This window comes from Paracoccus salipaludis (assembly GCF_002287065.1).
GTDB classification, from domain to species: domain Bacteria; phylum Pseudomonadota; class Alphaproteobacteria; order Rhodobacterales; family Rhodobacteraceae; genus Paracoccus; species Paracoccus salipaludis.
In genome coordinates this window covers 1-15,293 of the sequence record NZ_NSJZ01000028.1, presented here as the reverse complement: position 1 = coordinate 15,293, position 15,293 = coordinate 1, and the positions used below count along the sequence as shown (strand labels likewise).

The 15,293-nt window shown below is 62.9% G+C and carries 15 protein-coding genes; 8 read left to right on the top strand and 7 right to left on the bottom strand.

Annotated elements, in window-relative coordinates; all coding sequences use genetic code 11:
- The 3 genes from CK240_RS16290 to CK240_RS16280 all read left to right on the top strand — a co-directional run.
- Window positions 1-360, top strand: a 360-nt coding sequence (locus tag CK240_RS16290) for a hypothetical protein (RefSeq protein ID WP_205957886.1), incomplete at its 5' end; no start/stop codon positions are given.
- Window positions 361-438: 78 nt separating this feature from the next.
- On the top strand, window positions 439-810 hold the full coding sequence (locus tag CK240_RS16285; RefSeq protein ID WP_095641373.1) for a type II toxin-antitoxin system RelE/ParE family toxin: 372 nt from the start codon (window positions 439-441) through the stop codon (window positions 808-810).
- Between the two features lie 42 nt (window positions 811-852).
- Window positions 853-1,173, top strand: coding sequence for a helix-turn-helix domain-containing protein (locus tag CK240_RS16280; protein WP_095641372.1), 321 nt, complete (start codon window positions 853-855; stop codon window positions 1,171-1,173).
- Window positions 1,174-1,205: 32 nt separating this feature from the next.
- Here the strand turns inward: CK240_RS16280 and CK240_RS16275 are convergent, their stop codons facing one another.
- The 4 genes from CK240_RS16275 to CK240_RS16260 are packed head-to-tail and all read right to left on the bottom strand — an operon-like array spanning window position 1,206 to window position 7,816.
- The gene (locus CK240_RS16275; protein ID WP_095641371.1) at window positions 1,206-4,349 is read right to left on the bottom strand and encodes a type I restriction endonuclease subunit R; all 3,144 of its coding nucleotides are present in this window, start codon (window positions 4,347-4,349) and stop codon (window positions 1,206-1,208) included.
- Window positions 4,346-5,020 (bottom strand): abortive infection family protein, encoded by a 675-nt coding sequence (locus CK240_RS16270; RefSeq protein WP_167650087.1) that lies wholly within the window; start codon window positions 5,018-5,020, stop codon window positions 4,346-4,348. Before CK240_RS16270 ends, CK240_RS16275 begins: the two co-directional genes overlap by 4 nt.
- A gap of 17 nt (window positions 5,021-5,037) precedes the next feature.
- A complete protein-coding gene (locus CK240_RS16265; RefSeq protein WP_095641369.1) occupies window positions 5,038-6,240 on the bottom strand; it encodes a restriction endonuclease subunit S in 1,203 nt (400 codons plus the stop codon).
- A complete protein-coding gene (locus tag CK240_RS16260; RefSeq protein WP_095641368.1) occupies window positions 6,230-7,816 on the bottom strand; it encodes a class I SAM-dependent DNA methyltransferase in 1,587 nt (528 codons plus the stop codon). The genes CK240_RS16265 and CK240_RS16260 overlap by 11 nt, the downstream gene beginning before the upstream one ends.
- Before the next feature lie 160 nt (window positions 7,817-7,976).
- Here CK240_RS16260 and CK240_RS16255 point away from each other — a divergent pair, with 160 nt between their 5' ends.
- From CK240_RS16255 to CK240_RS16240, 4 genes are all read left to right on the top strand, one after another.
- Window positions 7,977-8,564 carry a recombinase family protein gene (locus tag CK240_RS16255; protein WP_095641367.1) on the top strand — a complete coding sequence of 196 codons (588 nt, stop codon included), beginning with the start codon at window positions 7,977-7,979 and terminating at the stop codon, window positions 8,562-8,564.
- A gap of 168 nt (window positions 8,565-8,732) precedes the next feature.
- Window positions 8,733-9,392, top strand: a complete 660-nt coding sequence (locus tag CK240_RS16250; RefSeq protein WP_095641366.1) for an AAA family ATPase — start codon at window positions 8,733-8,735, stop codon at window positions 9,390-9,392.
- Between the two features lie 14 nt (window positions 9,393-9,406).
- Window positions 9,407-9,697, top strand: coding sequence for a ribbon-helix-helix domain-containing protein (locus CK240_RS16245; protein ID WP_095641365.1), 291 nt, complete (start codon window positions 9,407-9,409; stop codon window positions 9,695-9,697).
- Between the two features lie 114 nt (window positions 9,698-9,811).
- Window positions 9,812-10,816 (top strand): replication protein RepA, encoded by a 1,005-nt coding sequence (locus tag CK240_RS16240; protein ID WP_240517514.1) that lies wholly within the window; start codon window positions 9,812-9,814, stop codon window positions 10,814-10,816.
- A gap of 295 nt (window positions 10,817-11,111) precedes the next feature.
- Here the strand turns inward: CK240_RS16240 and CK240_RS16235 are convergent, their stop codons facing one another.
- From CK240_RS16235 to CK240_RS16225, 3 genes are read right to left on the bottom strand one after another with little or no spacing between them, the layout of a single operon-like run.
- Entirely contained in the window at window positions 11,112-11,537 is a 426-nt protein-coding gene (locus CK240_RS16235; RefSeq protein ID WP_135058873.1) for a hypothetical protein, read from the bottom strand.
- 59 nt (window positions 11,538-11,596) lie between these two features.
- The gene (locus tag CK240_RS16230) at window positions 11,597-13,279 is read right to left on the bottom strand and encodes a type IV secretory system conjugative DNA transfer family protein (RefSeq protein WP_095641363.1); all 1,683 of its coding nucleotides are present in this window, start codon (window positions 13,277-13,279) and stop codon (window positions 11,597-11,599) included.
- Window positions 13,276-13,596, bottom strand: a complete 321-nt coding sequence (locus CK240_RS16225) for a mobilization protein (protein ID WP_240517513.1) — start codon at window positions 13,594-13,596, stop codon at window positions 13,276-13,278. The genes CK240_RS16230 and CK240_RS16225 overlap by 4 nt, the downstream gene beginning before the upstream one ends.
- 506 nt (window positions 13,597-14,102) lie before the next feature.
- Here CK240_RS16225 and mobQ point away from each other — a divergent pair.
- Window positions 14,103-15,293 (top strand): MobQ family relaxase (gene mobQ / locus CK240_RS16220; RefSeq protein ID WP_135058872.1); only part of this gene is annotated, 1,191 nt, incomplete at its 3' end.

The window sequence follows — 15,293 nt, the reverse complement described above, 5'->3', positions numbered from 1 at the left end:
GAGGCGGCCCAGGAGCAGGCACCTGGGCTGGAGGCTGGAAGCCTCCGGGAGCGGCTGGCGCGTATCCTGGACCGGGGGATCGGCCGCAGGAAGGCCGAGGTGGGACACGAGATCGGGCCGGAGCACGGGCAGGGCGATATCCGCGCGCGGCTCGGCCGTATCCTCGGGCGAGACGTGGAGCAAGACCAGGCGGAGTTGCAGAGCGGGGCGTCAGAGCCGGGTCACGAGAGCCGGAGCATCCGCGAGAAGCTGCACGAGACGCTGGCGCGGACGAAGCAGGTCATGCGCGAGGAGCACGGGCATGAGCGGGAGGAGGTCTTGCACCGACACAAGGACCGGGGGGATGCGCATGAGCTGTAACAGCGATGTGCTGATCGCAGTGTGTAACTCAACTATACGTTGCTTGTATTTTATACTTGTTCGGGTATAAATGTTTTTATGATGCGGCGTCCTGTCTCACTTGGCGAGAAGCCGCTTCACTGGGTGGGCTCATCCAAGCGCGACTTCCTAGCGTTCCCCGCGCCGGTACAGAGCGACATGGGCTATGCACTGGGGCTTGCTCAGTTGGGCGGCAAGCATCCGCGCGCGAAGCCTTGGAAGGGCGAGGGTCCGGGCGTGTTTGAGATCGTGGAGAACCATGATGGCGACGCCTACCGAGCGGTCTACACAGTGCGCTTCGAGAGTGCGGTCTATGTCCTTCATGCGTTTCAAAAGAAGAGCCCGTCAGGCATCCGCACGGCAACAAGCGACGTGGAGTTGGTACGTGAGCGCTTCCGGCGGGCCCGAGAGGACCATGAGGGTAAGCAATGACCCAAGGGACCACTAAAGCAATGGCTGAAAAGGAGGGCAGCAATGGAAATTGATCGTGGTACGGGCAACGTGTTTGCCGACCTCGGTCTGCCTGACCCGGAGGAGCGGCAGACAAAGCTAAAGTTGGCCATAGAGATTAACGAGATCGTCAAGGCACGTCGGCTCAAGCAGGCTGAGGCAGGCACACTCCTAGGGCTGCCGCAACCTAAGGTGTCGCAACTCGTTAACTACCGGCTCGACGGCTTCTCAGTAGAGCGTCTGATGGGCCTCCTCACGCGCCTGGACCGGGACGTAGAAATTGTTATCCGGCCGCGGCGCGAGCCGCATCAAGACGGGCAGGTGTCAGTGCACGCGCTACGGTGAGATTGGACTGTCAGCAACCAAACTCGCCTATTCTATCCCCAGCCGGCCGCTAGCACCTGTGCCTGCCTTACCACGAGATCAACTGCTGCCTTCTGGAGGTCCGGAGGATAACCATAGCGCATGAGGAGCTTGCGGATTTCTATTCGCATCTTGGCCCGTACGCTTTCCTTTCGCGTCCAGTCGATGGCAGCCGAACTACGAATAGTTTGCACAAGAAGCTGCGCCAATGTGCGAAGCTCCTCATGCGCCATAAGGGCCTTGGCGGAGCCGTTCTCAGCTAAAGCATCATAGAAGGCCAGCTCCTCCTTGCTCAAGCCTAGCTCTGCGCTCCGAAGATTTGCAGCGCTAATGTCTTTAGCAAGGGCGATTAGCTCCTGGATGACTTGGAGGCTGTCGACTGCCCGGTTGTGGTAGCGACGTAAGGTGTCATCGAGTCGGTCGCTGAGTTTGCTGGCCTCGACGATGTTCGATCGCGACTTGGCTCTGATCTCATCAGTCAAGAGCCGTCGCAGGGTCTCGACGGCAAGGTTCTTCTCCTTGGTTTGACTGACCTCGGCCAGGAACTCCTCCGACAGGATCGAAAGGTCTGGTTGCTCTAAACCAGCCGATTTGAACACATCAAGGATGCCATCGGCCATAACTGCTCGGGAGAGCAACTGACGGATGTTCTGCTCAATACTTTCGTGGCCTCGACTCGAACTGGCCGTGTATTTCATCAAGTTGGCACGTACGGCAGCGACGAGCGCGATCTCATCTCGCTTTGCAGTCACCTGTTCGTCGCCTGCGCTGAGGGCATACGCAACTTCCAGCTTGGTCGCTGCGCTAACGAAGTCCTCTCGGACGTTGCCGGACAGGAGGTGTTCGAGGCACTGCTTCAGGATTGTCAGGCGTTCAGTCGGAGTGCCTCCGAAGAATGCCTGCCACGGTGATCCCTCGAGTAGAACAAGAGCAGACTCTAGATGTAAAAGGGTCTGCCGCACCGCCTCGTCTAGATCGAGCGTGACTTGATTGCGGTCCCTTGCCGTGTACTGGGCAAGCGCTGCCCTAAGCTCGGCTCCAATGCCTAGGTAGTCAACAACTAGACCGCCAGGCTTGTCGCCCCACACCCGGTTCACGCGGGCGATGGCCTGCATCAGACTGTGCCCTCGCATGGGCTTGTCTACATAGAGCGTGTGAAGTGACGGAGCGTCAAAGCCTGTCAGCCACATGTCGCGGACAATGACGAGGTCAAAACCGGAATCGGGATCTTTAAACCTGTCTGCGAGGACTTCGAGGCGTTTCTTGGTTCGTAAATGAGGCTGAAGTGGCGCGGGATCGGCATTGCCGTTGCCTGTGATGACTACCTTGAGCAGGCCAACTGCGTCGTCACGAGGGTCGGCTGAGACCCAGTTGGGTCGCAGGTTGGCAATCCGATCATATAGTTCCACTGCTACGCGCCGGCTGATCGTGACAATCATGCCCTTGCCACCTGCGAGACCTTCGCGACGGCGATCAAAGTGCTCGACAATATCGGCCGCGACTTGGGCTAACCGATCGGGGGCGCCTACGACCTCCTCGAAGCGGGTAAGATTGCTCTTGCTCCGCTCGATGGCCTCATCGCCTTCGGCCAGCTCCTCGGCTAGGGTGTCTAGCTCCTCGCGCTCTTTCTCTGTAAGGCTAAGCCGAAGACGAGCTAGCCGAGCGGTATAATGGATGGGCACTGTCGCCTTATCGGCCACCGCCTGAGTCATGTCATAGGTGTCGATTACGTCCCCGAATACGCCCACAGTGCTGCGGTCCTTGGCGTCAATTGGAGTTCCGGTGAAACCTACGAAGGTGGCGTGGGGAAGGGCTTGTCTGAGATACTCGGCGAAGCCCACTTGCTCCCGGACTTCTTCCTCTCCGACGAAGAAGTGCTTCCGGAAACCATACTGAGTACGGTGCGCCTCGTCCGCAATGACCACCACGTTGCTGCGCTTCGTTAGAAGGGGGTGCTGACCGTCCCCGCCCCGGAACTTCTGGATCGAGGTGAACACGAGCCCGCCCACGTCGATGGTGAGCTGCCGGCGCATATCCTCCACGCTGTCTGCGCGAGTGGGTCGCATCCGCAGGGCTGAGCCATGCGCGATGAACGTCCCAAAGAGCTGGTCATCTAGGTCATTGCGGTCAGTAACTACCACGATGGTAGGATTCTTGAGTGCCTGGGCGAGCTGAAGCTGACGCGCGAAGAACAGCATGGTGAGGGATTTGCCTGACCCTTGGGTATGCCACACCACCCCGCCCCGACGCTGACCATTCGCCCCTGCTGCTATGACAGTGGAGGCTAGCGCCTTCCGTACGGCGTGGAACTGATGGTAGCCCGCGAGCTTCTTCGATTTCACGACTCCGTCGACGATCTCGAAGGCCACGTAATCGGTGATGAGATCGAGGAAGCGGTCCGGCGTGAACACGCCCCGGATCATTACCTCCAGTTCGGGGCGTCCCGTGTCGTCGAGGGTTGAGCCGTCTATGGTGCGCCATGGCGCAAAGCGGTCGAGCCCGGCTGTCAGGGAACCGACGCGGGCCTCAATGCCGTCGCTGATGACCAGCACTTGGTTGAAGCGCAGTAGCTCTGGCACCTTAGCCCTGTAGTTGCCAACTTGGGTATGCGCCCGCTCCAAGGTGGCCTGAGCATCGGTCGGGCTTTTCAGCTCTAGGAGGGCGAGCGGGAGGCCGTTTACGAAAACAGCCACATCGACGCGAATGACATCGCGCTCGTCAGTGCCTTGGATGATGAATTGATTGGCGACGAGGAGGCGATTGGTTTTGGGATCGGCGCGGTCAAGGAGGTGAACGGCAACTATGCGCGTTTCTCCATCGCGGGTGTCTTCGACGGGAACTCCTGTCACGAGGAAGGGGTGGAAGGCGCGGTTATTCTCGATCACGTCCTGAGTCGGAGTGGCGAGGACAATACGGATGGCCCTGTCGATCATGTCAGGGGTGGCGTCGGGGTTGATGGTTGCAAGCGCACTGCGCAGCTCGGGCTCAAGGATTGCCTGCTTGTAGCTCGTGCGGGCGCCCATCGGGCCGTCCGGGGCGAGATAGTCGCCCGGTACCGTCCGCCAGCCCGTCAGCTCGAACCACGAGAGGGCGGCCAATTCCACGGCCTCTTCCTTGAAGCCTGTTGCGGCAGGTTCGGGTGCGGTAGGAAGGGTCATGCGGCCGCGTCCTCAGCATCCTGATCCGCAGCTTGTTCGGCCTCCCAGTCGAGGCGGGCCGCGTCGTACTGCGTGATGTCCATAAGGTAGAGCACCCGGCTCGCGGCGAAGGTGGCGCCCGCGACCTCGACATCGCCATGCTCGTCATCAAGGTAGGCGTTAAACGCCTCGAAATCCTCGTAGCTGGCGACCACGGGCTCGGGCGCGTCAGGGATTGCTCGGCTCCAAGCCACATCAAACAGAAAGCTGACCAGCGCGTCGCAGAGCCCGCCCAGCATCAGCGCGTGTTGCCGCTCCAGCGTTCCCCAGTCGAGCGAGCCGCCATGCCGCATATTGGGGATGTTGCTGAGCTGCGCGAGTGCCGTGGCCGTATCGTCCACGCCTTTCAGAAGCGCGGCGATCGTCGTGTTGATCTTGTCGCCCTCGGGGTGATTGACGATGCGGAAGTCGAGTGCCTCGATCACGCCGCGCATTCGGTCAGGGAAGCCCTGCTTCTTGCCGAAGTCGACCCCGAGGCGCGGTGCGATAGTGAGGTGCGCCGCCTCGAACAGCGTACGGACATTCTGGAGGCAGAAGGCAGGCTGCTCCTCGATGCTGTGTTCCAAGGCCTTGACGTGCCGTTCGAGTGAGGCGGCGCGGTCGGGGTGGGCCTCGATGAGGGCGCGGAGCATCTGTAACGCGTAAGGCATCAGGCAGCGGAGACCTCGGCTGCGGCGTCGGCGATGCGAAGCTCGCCGGTGATGAGCTTAGAAAGGAGGGTGTCACGGAAAGCGACGAGGGTGCGCGATTCAAGCTGTGCTGCCAAGGCTCGCGCATGGAGCGGCGCCATGATCTTGTCCATGTGGTCTAGGAGATCGGACGGTGGTAACGGGATCGACGCCTCATCAAGGTGATGACGTTGGATGTGACCCATCGTAACGGCCTTGCTTGATGCGATCGCTTGGAAACCTGGTAGGTGATAATCGACCGCAAAGTATGACAGCCAAGATGGAAGCCCGTTGATTGGCGTAACCTTGAAAAGGTGTTGGTTCAGGGCCGCCCGACCATGGACCCATCGCGAGTGGATAAGCGACCCAGACCATGAGAACAGATGGTCTCCATCATTGACGAAATAGTCGCTTGGAATGTCAAGATTCGCCCGTGACGACCTCTGCGTCGGGCCAGTCCGCATGTCGGCGATTTTAATTACGGGAACGGACGCCTGACCCTCGGCTGCCGGATACTTCTGCAAAGCCAGTCCGTTAAGGAAGGTTGCGACCGACGTAAGTGATCGCTGGACCCAACCGTCTGGTTTATCGTCGTCCAAGCTTTGCGGGAACAACGCTGCGAGATCGTCGGGCAGACCCGTAGGATGTCCTTCGGCCTTAGCGCGCACCGGATCGAAGTCGATGAACCAGCTCCTGAACAGAGCCCGCGCTATCGCCTCCAGTGTCCCCGCCAAGCGCCGGTTCAACTCGATTTTATCGTCAAGGGCGCCGAGGATGCTAGCGATACTCTCTTGCTCGGCCAAAGGAGGGACCAAAACCCGTTGAGCGTAGAGGGCCGCGCGGGTTGTGGATGGTATCGGAGATCCATCGTCAATCGTGTTCGGGTCTAGGTGCTTCAAGGCATAATAGGCCCAGCGAAGGTTTAGCTTCCTTCTTGGAACAAGCGAATAGGCCGTATCGATAACCCAGAAAGAGTTCTCGGTGTAATGCACCCCACGGTAGGCGCCCTTCCGTCCGACGATGACGCCAGGTCCTTTCCATAAACCTTCATCATGCCAACCAATTTTCCCATTGGTCCCATAAACCTCCGCGACATCCGGCTTGTCGCTGTAGCTCCGCAGCGACTTCCCATACTCTAAGGATGCGATGTTGCCCCAGGTCGCGGTCTCCCACTCACCACCCATACCCGACCCCCGCCAGCGCCGCCCGGATGTGCGCGTCGAGTCTCGCTCCTTCCTCCACCTGCCCTCGTAGCTCGGCCGTGAGCCGCCCCATCCGTTCGGCAAAGCCTTCATCGTCCTCCTCGGCTGCCGCCGTCCCCACGTAGCGCCCCGGCGTCAGCACGAACCCCTTCGCCGCGATGCTCTCCGTCCTAACGCTCGCGCAGAATCCTGCCTCGTCCGCATACCGACCGCCTGTCTCGCGCCAGGCATGATACGTCTCGGCTACGCGCCCGATGTCCGCCTCGGTCAACACCTTCAGCGTTCGGGTCTCCATCGAGCCCAGGCTCCGCGCGTCGATAAAAAGGGTTTCGCCCCGACGGTCGCGGAGCTTCACATCACGTACGAGGCCGTTCGACTTATCGCGCGACAGGAACCACAGGCAGACGGGGATCTGTGTGGTGAAGAAAAGCTGCCCCGGCAGGCTGACGATGCAGTCGACGAGGTCCGCCTCAATGATTTTCCGGCGGATGTCCCCTTCGCCCGACTGCTGGCTGGACAGCGACCCGTTGGCCAGCACGAAGCCCGCTGTGCCGTGAGGTGCAAGGTGATGGATGAAGTGCTGTACCCAAGCGAAGTTGGCATTGCTCGCCGGCGGCACTCCGTAGACCCAGCGACTTCCTGTCCGCACGACCTCGCTGGACCAGCCGCTGTCGTTGAAGGGAGGGTTGGCAAGGACGAAGTCGGCCTTGAGCCCCGGGTGCAAGTCCTCGTGGAAAGTGTCCGCCCACTTCGGCCCAAGGTTGGCCTCGATCCCCCGAATGGCAAGGTTCATCTTGGCAAGCCGCCATGTCGTGGGATTACTCTCCTGCCCAAAGATCGACACGTCGTTGCGCTGGCCGTTGTGTGCCTCCACGAACCGCTCGGACTGCACGAACATTCCGCCTGACCCGCAGCATGGGTCGTAGACCCGTCCCTTGAAGGGCTGCAGCATCTCCACGAGCAAGCGCACTACGCAGCCGGCCGTGTAGAACTGCCCGCCCCGCTTACCCTCGGCGATGGCAAACTGGCCTAGGAAGTACTCGTAGACTCGGCCCAACACATCCTGACCGTGGTGGGCATCCTTGAAGGTGAGGTTGGAGAAGAGATTGATGACGCCGCCGAGCTTTACCTGGTCCAACTCGGGCCGGGCATAGTTCTTGGTCAGAACGCCTTTGAGGCTGGAGTTCTCGGCCTCCAGATCGAGCATCGCCTGGTCGATGAGAGCGCCGATCGTTGGCTTCTCGCTCGTGGCGTTGGCCTTGAGGTAGTCCCAGCGGGCAGACTCAGGCACCCAGAAGACGTTGTCGCCGATGTAGAGGTCGCGCTCGTCCGCAAGGATAGCTTCCTCTGGGTCCGCAAGAGCTTGTGTCTTGCGCTCCTCGAAGCGGTCCGAGATGTACTTCAAGAAGATCAGGCCAAGTGCAACGTGCTTGTACTCGGCCGCGTCCATGTTGCCTCGGAGCTTGTCGGCGGCGGCCCAGAGCGTTGCCTGGATGGAAGGTTGCGCCTTTGCAGATTTTCTAGCTCCGTCACTTCCTGCTTTGCGCCCACGTGCCATGCCCACTGCCCTTCAATGATTGTCTCCTCAGTCAAGAGGATTTTTTTTCGGAGAGTGCCCTGTAAGCAGAGGCACTGGCAAGCAGGTAGGTACTGTGCGTAATTTGTGAATTTCGCACATCCGACTCGACCTAAGCGGATCAGCAGCTTAGTCTGTGCATATGTCCTGTGCAGAAGACGGCCCGTCCGCGACCCCCCTGCCCCGCACCTTGGGTTATGCGCGGGTGAGCACCGATAGCCAGGCGCTCGCGCCACAGGTGGAGAGCCTCAAGGCCGCTGGCGCGGACCAGGTGTTTCGCGAAACCGCCTCGGGCGCCAAGCGTGACCGCGCGCAGCTCGCGCGGCTCCTCAAGGAGGTGCGCCCTGGTGATGTGGTGCTAGTGACGCGTTTGGATCGCCTTGCGCGCTCCACGCGCGACCTGCTCAATGTGCTAGGGGCTTTGGCGGACAGAGGCGCCGCCTTCCGCTCTTTGGGCGATCCTTGGGCCGATACGACGAGCCCGCACGGACGGCTTATGCTCACGGTACTGGCGGGCCTGGCGGAGTTCGAGCGCGAGTTGATCCGTGCACGCACCGGTGAGGGCCGCGCGCGAGCCAAGGCTGAGGGCCGGAAGATGGGGCGCAGGCCCAAGCTCACGCCGCATCAGCAGCGCGAAGCTCGCGAGAGGCGCGAGGCAGGCGAGAGCCTGTCGGCCATCGCCAGAAGCTACAATGTCCACCATGCGACAATCTCGCGCCTCTGCAGTTGATTGAGACATAGGCTTCGTTGTGGGTCTGGGAGATCAACCAAGTAGTATAGTGTCAACTAACATCCTTGAAGTGTTACTTGGATATTAAAATAACTTCCATTACGCTTGACAGTGCCCGATTACAAAGGCAGCCTTGAGCAGGACATTTGATATTCAAACGGGTGCTATGTGATTATCGCAATCGGTAACACCAAGGGTGGCGTGGGTAAGACCACGCTCGCCGTGCAGTTAGCTGTAGCCCGCGCCCTCGCAGGACGCGATGTCTGGTTGATCGACGGCGATCGTCAAGGCACGGCCGCGGCCGCGATCGCGGCCCGAGGAGAAGCCAACCGACAACCAGGGATCGCCTGTGCACAGTATCCGGACGGCCCTGCCCTTCGCGCTCAGGTGCAGCAGCAGCGCCACAAGTGGGATGATATCGTCATTGACGTAGGAGGCCGAGATTCAACGGCACTCCGCGCGGCGCTGATCCTCGCCGACGTGCTTGTAGTGCCCTTCGCCCCACGTTCCTATGACGTGTGGGCGCTTGATGACATGGCTGCCTTGATCGATGAGGCCCGAAGCGTCCGCGACGGCCTGCGCGCCTTTGCAGTGATGAACCTTGCCGATCCCGGCGAGCATTCGGCTGATAACGCCGACGCAGCGGCGGCGGTCGCTGAGGTGAGCCAGTTTGAATACCTGCCAACGCCGATCCGCCGCCGTAAGGCATTCAGCAATGCTAGCGGCGCAGGTCTCTCCGTCACCGAGCTCTCTCCGCGTGATCCGAAAGCCATCACAGAGATCGAGGCTTTGGAGTCATCGCTCTTTAATATCCATATAAAAGTATAATCGGAGCATTTTACATGGCAATCCAGCGTAAGCCTGCCAGCGTGGGTGCGAAGTCTGAGGCCGCCGCCGCCGCGTTCGTTGACGGTGCTCCCGACGCTCGCAAGCCGGCCGCCTCTGAGGCTGTGGGCACGTATGAGAAAGGCGTGGCTAAGGGAAACAAGCGTCAGATCAGCCTGACTATCGCGCCAGAGCTGCTACGAAAGGTCGACGAACTGGCTAAGCGCAGCGGGCAGGCTCGTGCAGCCATCATCAACCTAGCTTTATACCGGCTAGTTGAGCGGGATGACGTATTTGATCGGAAGTAATATTAAAAAGATATCTAATAAATATTAAAACCGTGCCAGTTCCTTCTGTGGCAGTTGGCACAGCGGCAGGCAGGTCAATTTGTGGGTGCCTCTAAGCTTTAAGGAACACAGCTTGTGAAGAAGAGCACGGCAGATAGCCCCGCGCAGATCGCCGATATCCTGTACTTGCCTTCTGGTACCATCAAAACAGACTCGGCAGTCAATGACATGACAGGTAGCGGGAAGGCACTGTCTATGCGGAAGTCCCTCACCAAAAGGGACACCGCCCTCATCGAGCACAGTGCCACCATCGCGACTAATCAACCGAACAGCGAGGATATGGCATTCAGTCATGCCGTACTGTGTCAGGTTGGGCTGCCACGTGCGAAGGTTGAAGCTCGCGAGTTCATGCGTCAGTCCGGTGCTGCATGGGTGAACGTGCAGGCAGGATACCTAGACGAAGGAAATGGGCCGGTACTGCAACCGATTCCCTATGGCGTCATGCCCCGACTCGGCCTTGCGTGGGTGTCCACCTTTGCCGTTCGAAACAAGGAACGGGAGATCCGCATCGGCGATAGCGCAGCTGAGTTCCTGCGTCTTATGGGGATGGATAGTGATGGCCGCCGCTACGCAACACTTCGGAAGCAGATGCACGCCTTGGCCGCTTGTCGATTGCAGTTGGGGTTCAAGGGCCGGACCTACAACGGCCAGCCCGTGCAGCAGTTTGATGCTTGGATTTCGGATCGAGCTGCCAACCAGCGAGCGCTCTGGCCGGGTGTAATGGTTCTATCAGAGGATTACTATCGCTCCCTGATCGAGAGCGCCGTACCCCTCGATAATCGGGCGCTAATGGCTCTAAAAGGTTCGGCGTTGGCACTAGATGTGTACGCTTGGTTAGCGCATCGGTTGCATCGTATCGAAGGTCGTGGCGTCGTCCTGCACTGGAAGTCTCTGCGTGAGCAGTTCGCCCAGGAGTATGCTGGGAAAGACCCCGATAAGAACTTCAAAAAGGAGTTCATGCCAGCCCTACGAAAGGTGCTGGCGGTGTATCCGCAGGCAAAGGTGAAGACTGTTACCGGCGGTGTACTGCTGATCGGCTCCCCGCCACCCATTCCCTACAAGGGTGGCCCAGTCGAGTGAACGTACCTCTTAGGGATGATGGAAGAACATTGGATTACACCGAAGATCGTAGCAGCCTGCTTGGGGATAAGTGAGTATTCCCAAGAACTTATCCACGTGAAATCGCCCCCCTTTCCTTCGTGAAATCGCCCCCCGGCATCCACGTGAAATCGCCCCCCTTTCCTTCGTGAAATCGCCCCCCCCCTAAACCGATACGGTTACCTTTAAGAATCCCCGGTAAGATTCTTCCTGTAATTGAGCGAGCAAACCTAGGGACAACTTCATCCCTTACTGATCAGCAGGCGAAGCAGACTACCTAGACCAAACCCCTGAGAACCGCCGTCACTACGATGGCTGTCGAGACCGCACCTGCCCAGACCCACGGCACCTGCCTGCGCCAACGTGCGGCTGCGTCCAGTTCCCGTCGCAGGCGTTCAAGCGTGGCCTCTTCCGCCTGTTCGAGCTCCTTCAGCCGGACAGCGGTGGTCTCGTGGTCGCTGCGGATCGCCCGGATGGCCGCGGCAAACTGATCGAGAACCCCATCGAGCGCCGTCTCGACCTCGGTGCCGATGAAGCGGGCGTAGGCGGCCGGGTCGGTCTGCTGCTCGGTGCGCTTGGCGGCACTGCGGGTTTTCTCCACCGCCTTGGCCATGGCCTCGATCTGCTCGCCCTGCTTGTCGATCCGCGCCGACATGCTGGCCACGACCTGGCCCAGGAGGTCGAGGGTTTCGCGCAGGGCCACATCGGACAGGGCAGGGGGCGCGGGTGGGGGTCTGTCGGGCATAGGGGCGTGCGGTCCTGTCAGGGGGCGGGTTGCAGGGGAAAGAGGCCCCGGAACTCGGGATCGGCGTGGTAGCGGAGCTTGCGGGCCAGGATCATGGGGCGGCCCTGCAGGCGCAGGAGCTGGAGGTGCGGGGACATCTGCATGATCTCGTCCGGCGTCAGCAGATCGCGCCCGGTCAGCTGGTGCGTGGTCGAGGCGGGATCGCCGGGGCGGTGGCTGGTGGTCGCGTATTGCGTGGTCATTTGGCCCATGAGCTGGCTCAGGGCTTTCGCGGTCTCGTAGTCGTTGACGCCGAAGGTCTGGAGCACGCCCGCGTTGGCCACGAAGGTATTGGCGCGGGGGCCGTAGAGGGCGCGGAGTTGGCTCAGGTCCTGGAGGATGGGCCAGAGCTGGAGGCCGTAGCCCGCCATCAGCCCCATGGCGCGCTCCACCGCCTCCAGGCGGCCCAGGGCCGCGAACTCGTCGAGAAGGAACAGGGTGGGCTCCCGGAGGGCTCCAGAGGCCCTCTGCGCGGCTCTTGGGGACGCTGGGACGCCTTGGGTGGTCTCGGCATCCCGGGCGATCTCTCCGAGCGCCTGGCTGACCAGGAGGCGCAGCCAGCGGCTGTAGGCATCGAGCCGGTTCGGCGGCAGGACAAGGAAGACCGAGGCCACCTCGTGGCGGAGGCTGGCGAAATCAAAATCCGAGCGCGCCAGGCTGGCGGCGATGCGCGGGCTGTCGAGGAAGTGGGTGTGACGCTGCGCCGAAGAAAGCACGCCTGCGGCCTCGCGGTCGGCCTTGCCGCCGAAGCGGTTGGCGGCGCGGGCAATGAGCCCGTCGGCGCCGGTGCTCTCCTGCATGAGCCCCAGAAGGGCGCGGAACTGCTCGGGCGGCAGGGTCAGGTACTCGCGCACGCTCGCCAAGGTGCGGCGGTCCTCCGTCTCATGGACGGCGGCGAAGAGGATCAGGCCGGCGAGGAGCGCCTTGGCCTCCTCGTTCCAGTGGGCGTCGCCGGTCTCCCCGGGCGGGTCCATGACCAGGGCCTCGGCGAGGGAGGCGGCGTCCTCGCCCAGGTCGAGGCTGTCGGGGGTGAGGCGGGCGAGGGGGTTGTAGGCCGCAGCGGGCAAGCCGGTGACGCCGAAGGGGTCGAGGACATGGACCGGCCCGAGCTTGCGGCGGGCCTCGTGGGTGATCCGGGCGTTCTCGCCCTTGGGGTCGATCACCAGCATCGGGCGGGGGACGCGGAGGAGGTTCGGGATCACGGTGCCCACGCCCTTGCCGGCGCGGGTGGGGGCGAGGGTCAGCAGGTGCGCGGGACCGTCGTAGCGCAGCAGCCGGCCGCTGTCGGCGTCGCGGCCGATCAGGAGGCCTTTGTCGCTTTTGGCGAGATCGCGGCGCTCGGCTTTCGAGGCAAGGCGGGCGGAGCCGTGGCTGTCGCGAGTGCGGGCGAAGAGCCGGGCGATGCCGAAGTGCTCGGCCCAGACCGAGAGGACGAGGGCCCAGCCTGTCAGCACGCAGAAGGCATAGCCCAACCAGCCGAAGAGGGTGTTGGGCTCGTCGATCGTGTCCAGGCCGAAGATCAGCATCTGCCCGAAGACAAAGCCGAAGGTGATGAGGACGAAGGCGATAGTGAGGCCGAAGACCAGCACGAGCAGCGCCCAGGGAACGGCGATCGCCAGCGTTCCAAGCAGGACCAGGAAGCTGAAAACGGAGCGGATCATGCGGGGTCGTCAGGGACGGATGGGGCAGGGGGCGTGACCCGATCGTCCTCGGACCCAGTGGTCGCACGTGCCTCCAAACTCCAGCCGTCGAAGGCCTTGCGGTCCTGCTCGCGGGGCAGGTTGCGGATCAGCCGGTCGAGCAGGGCGGCGGCATTGCTGTCCCGCGTCGCCAGGTCCATGAGGGCGCCGCCCAAAATCACCTTGCGGCGGGTATCGATCTTGCGCTCCCGGGCGGCTTCCCGGTTGCGCAGCGCCTGCAGCCGGGCGCGGGCCTGCTCGTAGCGTTTCTGGGCCCGTTCAAGCTCGGTCTCGGCCATCGCATTATCCCTCGTTCGATCCTTGTTCTATCTCCACTCTGCCCACGTCAGCGTTGCCTGCCAAGACGGTGACGTCTAGCGTGGACCCGACGAACAGCAGTGAGAAGGGCGCACTTATGCAAACCTGCGGTTTGCGTGCGGTCTCCCGGGGGCAAGCACCCCCTGCCGACAGCGACCCCATTCCGGCGCAGGTTGCGCCGGATCAGGAAGGCCGTCCCGCCTTCCCGAACCCATCCGGGCCAACCTGCGCGGTTGGATCGCGTCTCGGCACGTCTGCACAGGCCCGCGTTGCGCCCGGCGGCCGGTCGGTCCTGCGCCTCATGGGGGCTCCGGTCCTCCTGGCGCGCTACCGGAACCGCCGCAAATGCACGCGACGCGCGTGCAGGGCCCCGCTCGGTGGCGGGACCCGGGCGCTTGGCGCGGCGAGCGTGCCCGTGGCCTCGGCCAGCGGCGCTCGCAACATGGCCCGGCTCACTGCGCGCTCCTGCGGGCACGGGTGAGCGGCCGTGGCGAGCTACCACCTCTCGGTCAAGACGATCAAACGCAGTGCCGGGCGCTCGGCCACCGCCGCCGCGGCTTATCGCGCCGGCGAGCTCATCGCCTGCGAGCGCGAGGGGCGCGTGCACGATTACAGTCGCAAGCTCGGCGTCGAGGAGGCCTTCATCCTCGCCCCCGACGAGGCGCCGGACTGGGCGCAGGATCGGCAGGCGCTCTGGAACGCCGCCGAGGCGCGCGAGACGCGGGCGAACAGCGTCACCGCGCGGGAGTGGGAGCTGGCGCTGCCGGCCGAGCTCGACGCCGAGGAACGGCGGCTATTGGTGATGGGCTTCGCCCGCGAGCTCGTAGCCCGATACGGGGTAGCGGCCGATGTCGCGATCCATGCGCCGCACCGCGACGGCGACCAGCGCAACCACCATGCCCATGTGCTGACCACCACCCGCCGGGTGAGTGTGGAGGGGCTCACCGACAAGACCCGGGTGCTCGATGCCAAGGCCACCGGCGGGCCCGAGATCGAGGCGATGCGGGCGCGGTGGGCGGAGCTGCAGAACCTGGCCCTGGAGCGGCAGGGACACGAGGTCCGCGTCGATCACCGGAGCCTCGCCGCGCAGCGCGAGGCGGCCCTGGCCGAGGGCTACGAACTCAAGGCCGAGGAGCTGGACCGGGCGCCCGAGATCAAGCTCGGGCCGGCCGTCTCCGCCATCGAGCGCCGCGAGATGCAGGCGGCCTGGCATGAGGATCGGGAGTACGTGGCCGTCACCGAGCGGGGCGCGGCGGTCCAGGCCGCCCGGCGGGAGCGCGCGCTCCTGGCGGAGCTGCGGGCCCGGCTGGAGCTCGCCCGCGAGACCTGGGCCCATGCCCGCGAGGAGGGCGCCGACCGGGTGACGGCCGGGCTCGCGGCGCTCCGGGCCGCCGCACAGAAGCACGCGGTCGAGCGGGAGCATGCGCGGGAGGCGGCCCAGGAGCAGGCACCTGGGCTGGAGGCTGGAAGCCTCCGGGAGCGGCTGGCGCGTATCCTGGACCGGGGGATCGGCCGCAGGAAGGCCGAGGTGGGACACGAGATCGGGCCGGAGCACGGGCAGGGCGATATCCGCGCGCGGCTCGGCCGTATCCTCGGGCGAGACGTGGAGCAAGACCAGGCGGAGTTGCAGAGCGGGGCGTCAGAGCCGGGTCACGAGAGCCGGAGCATCCGCGAGAAG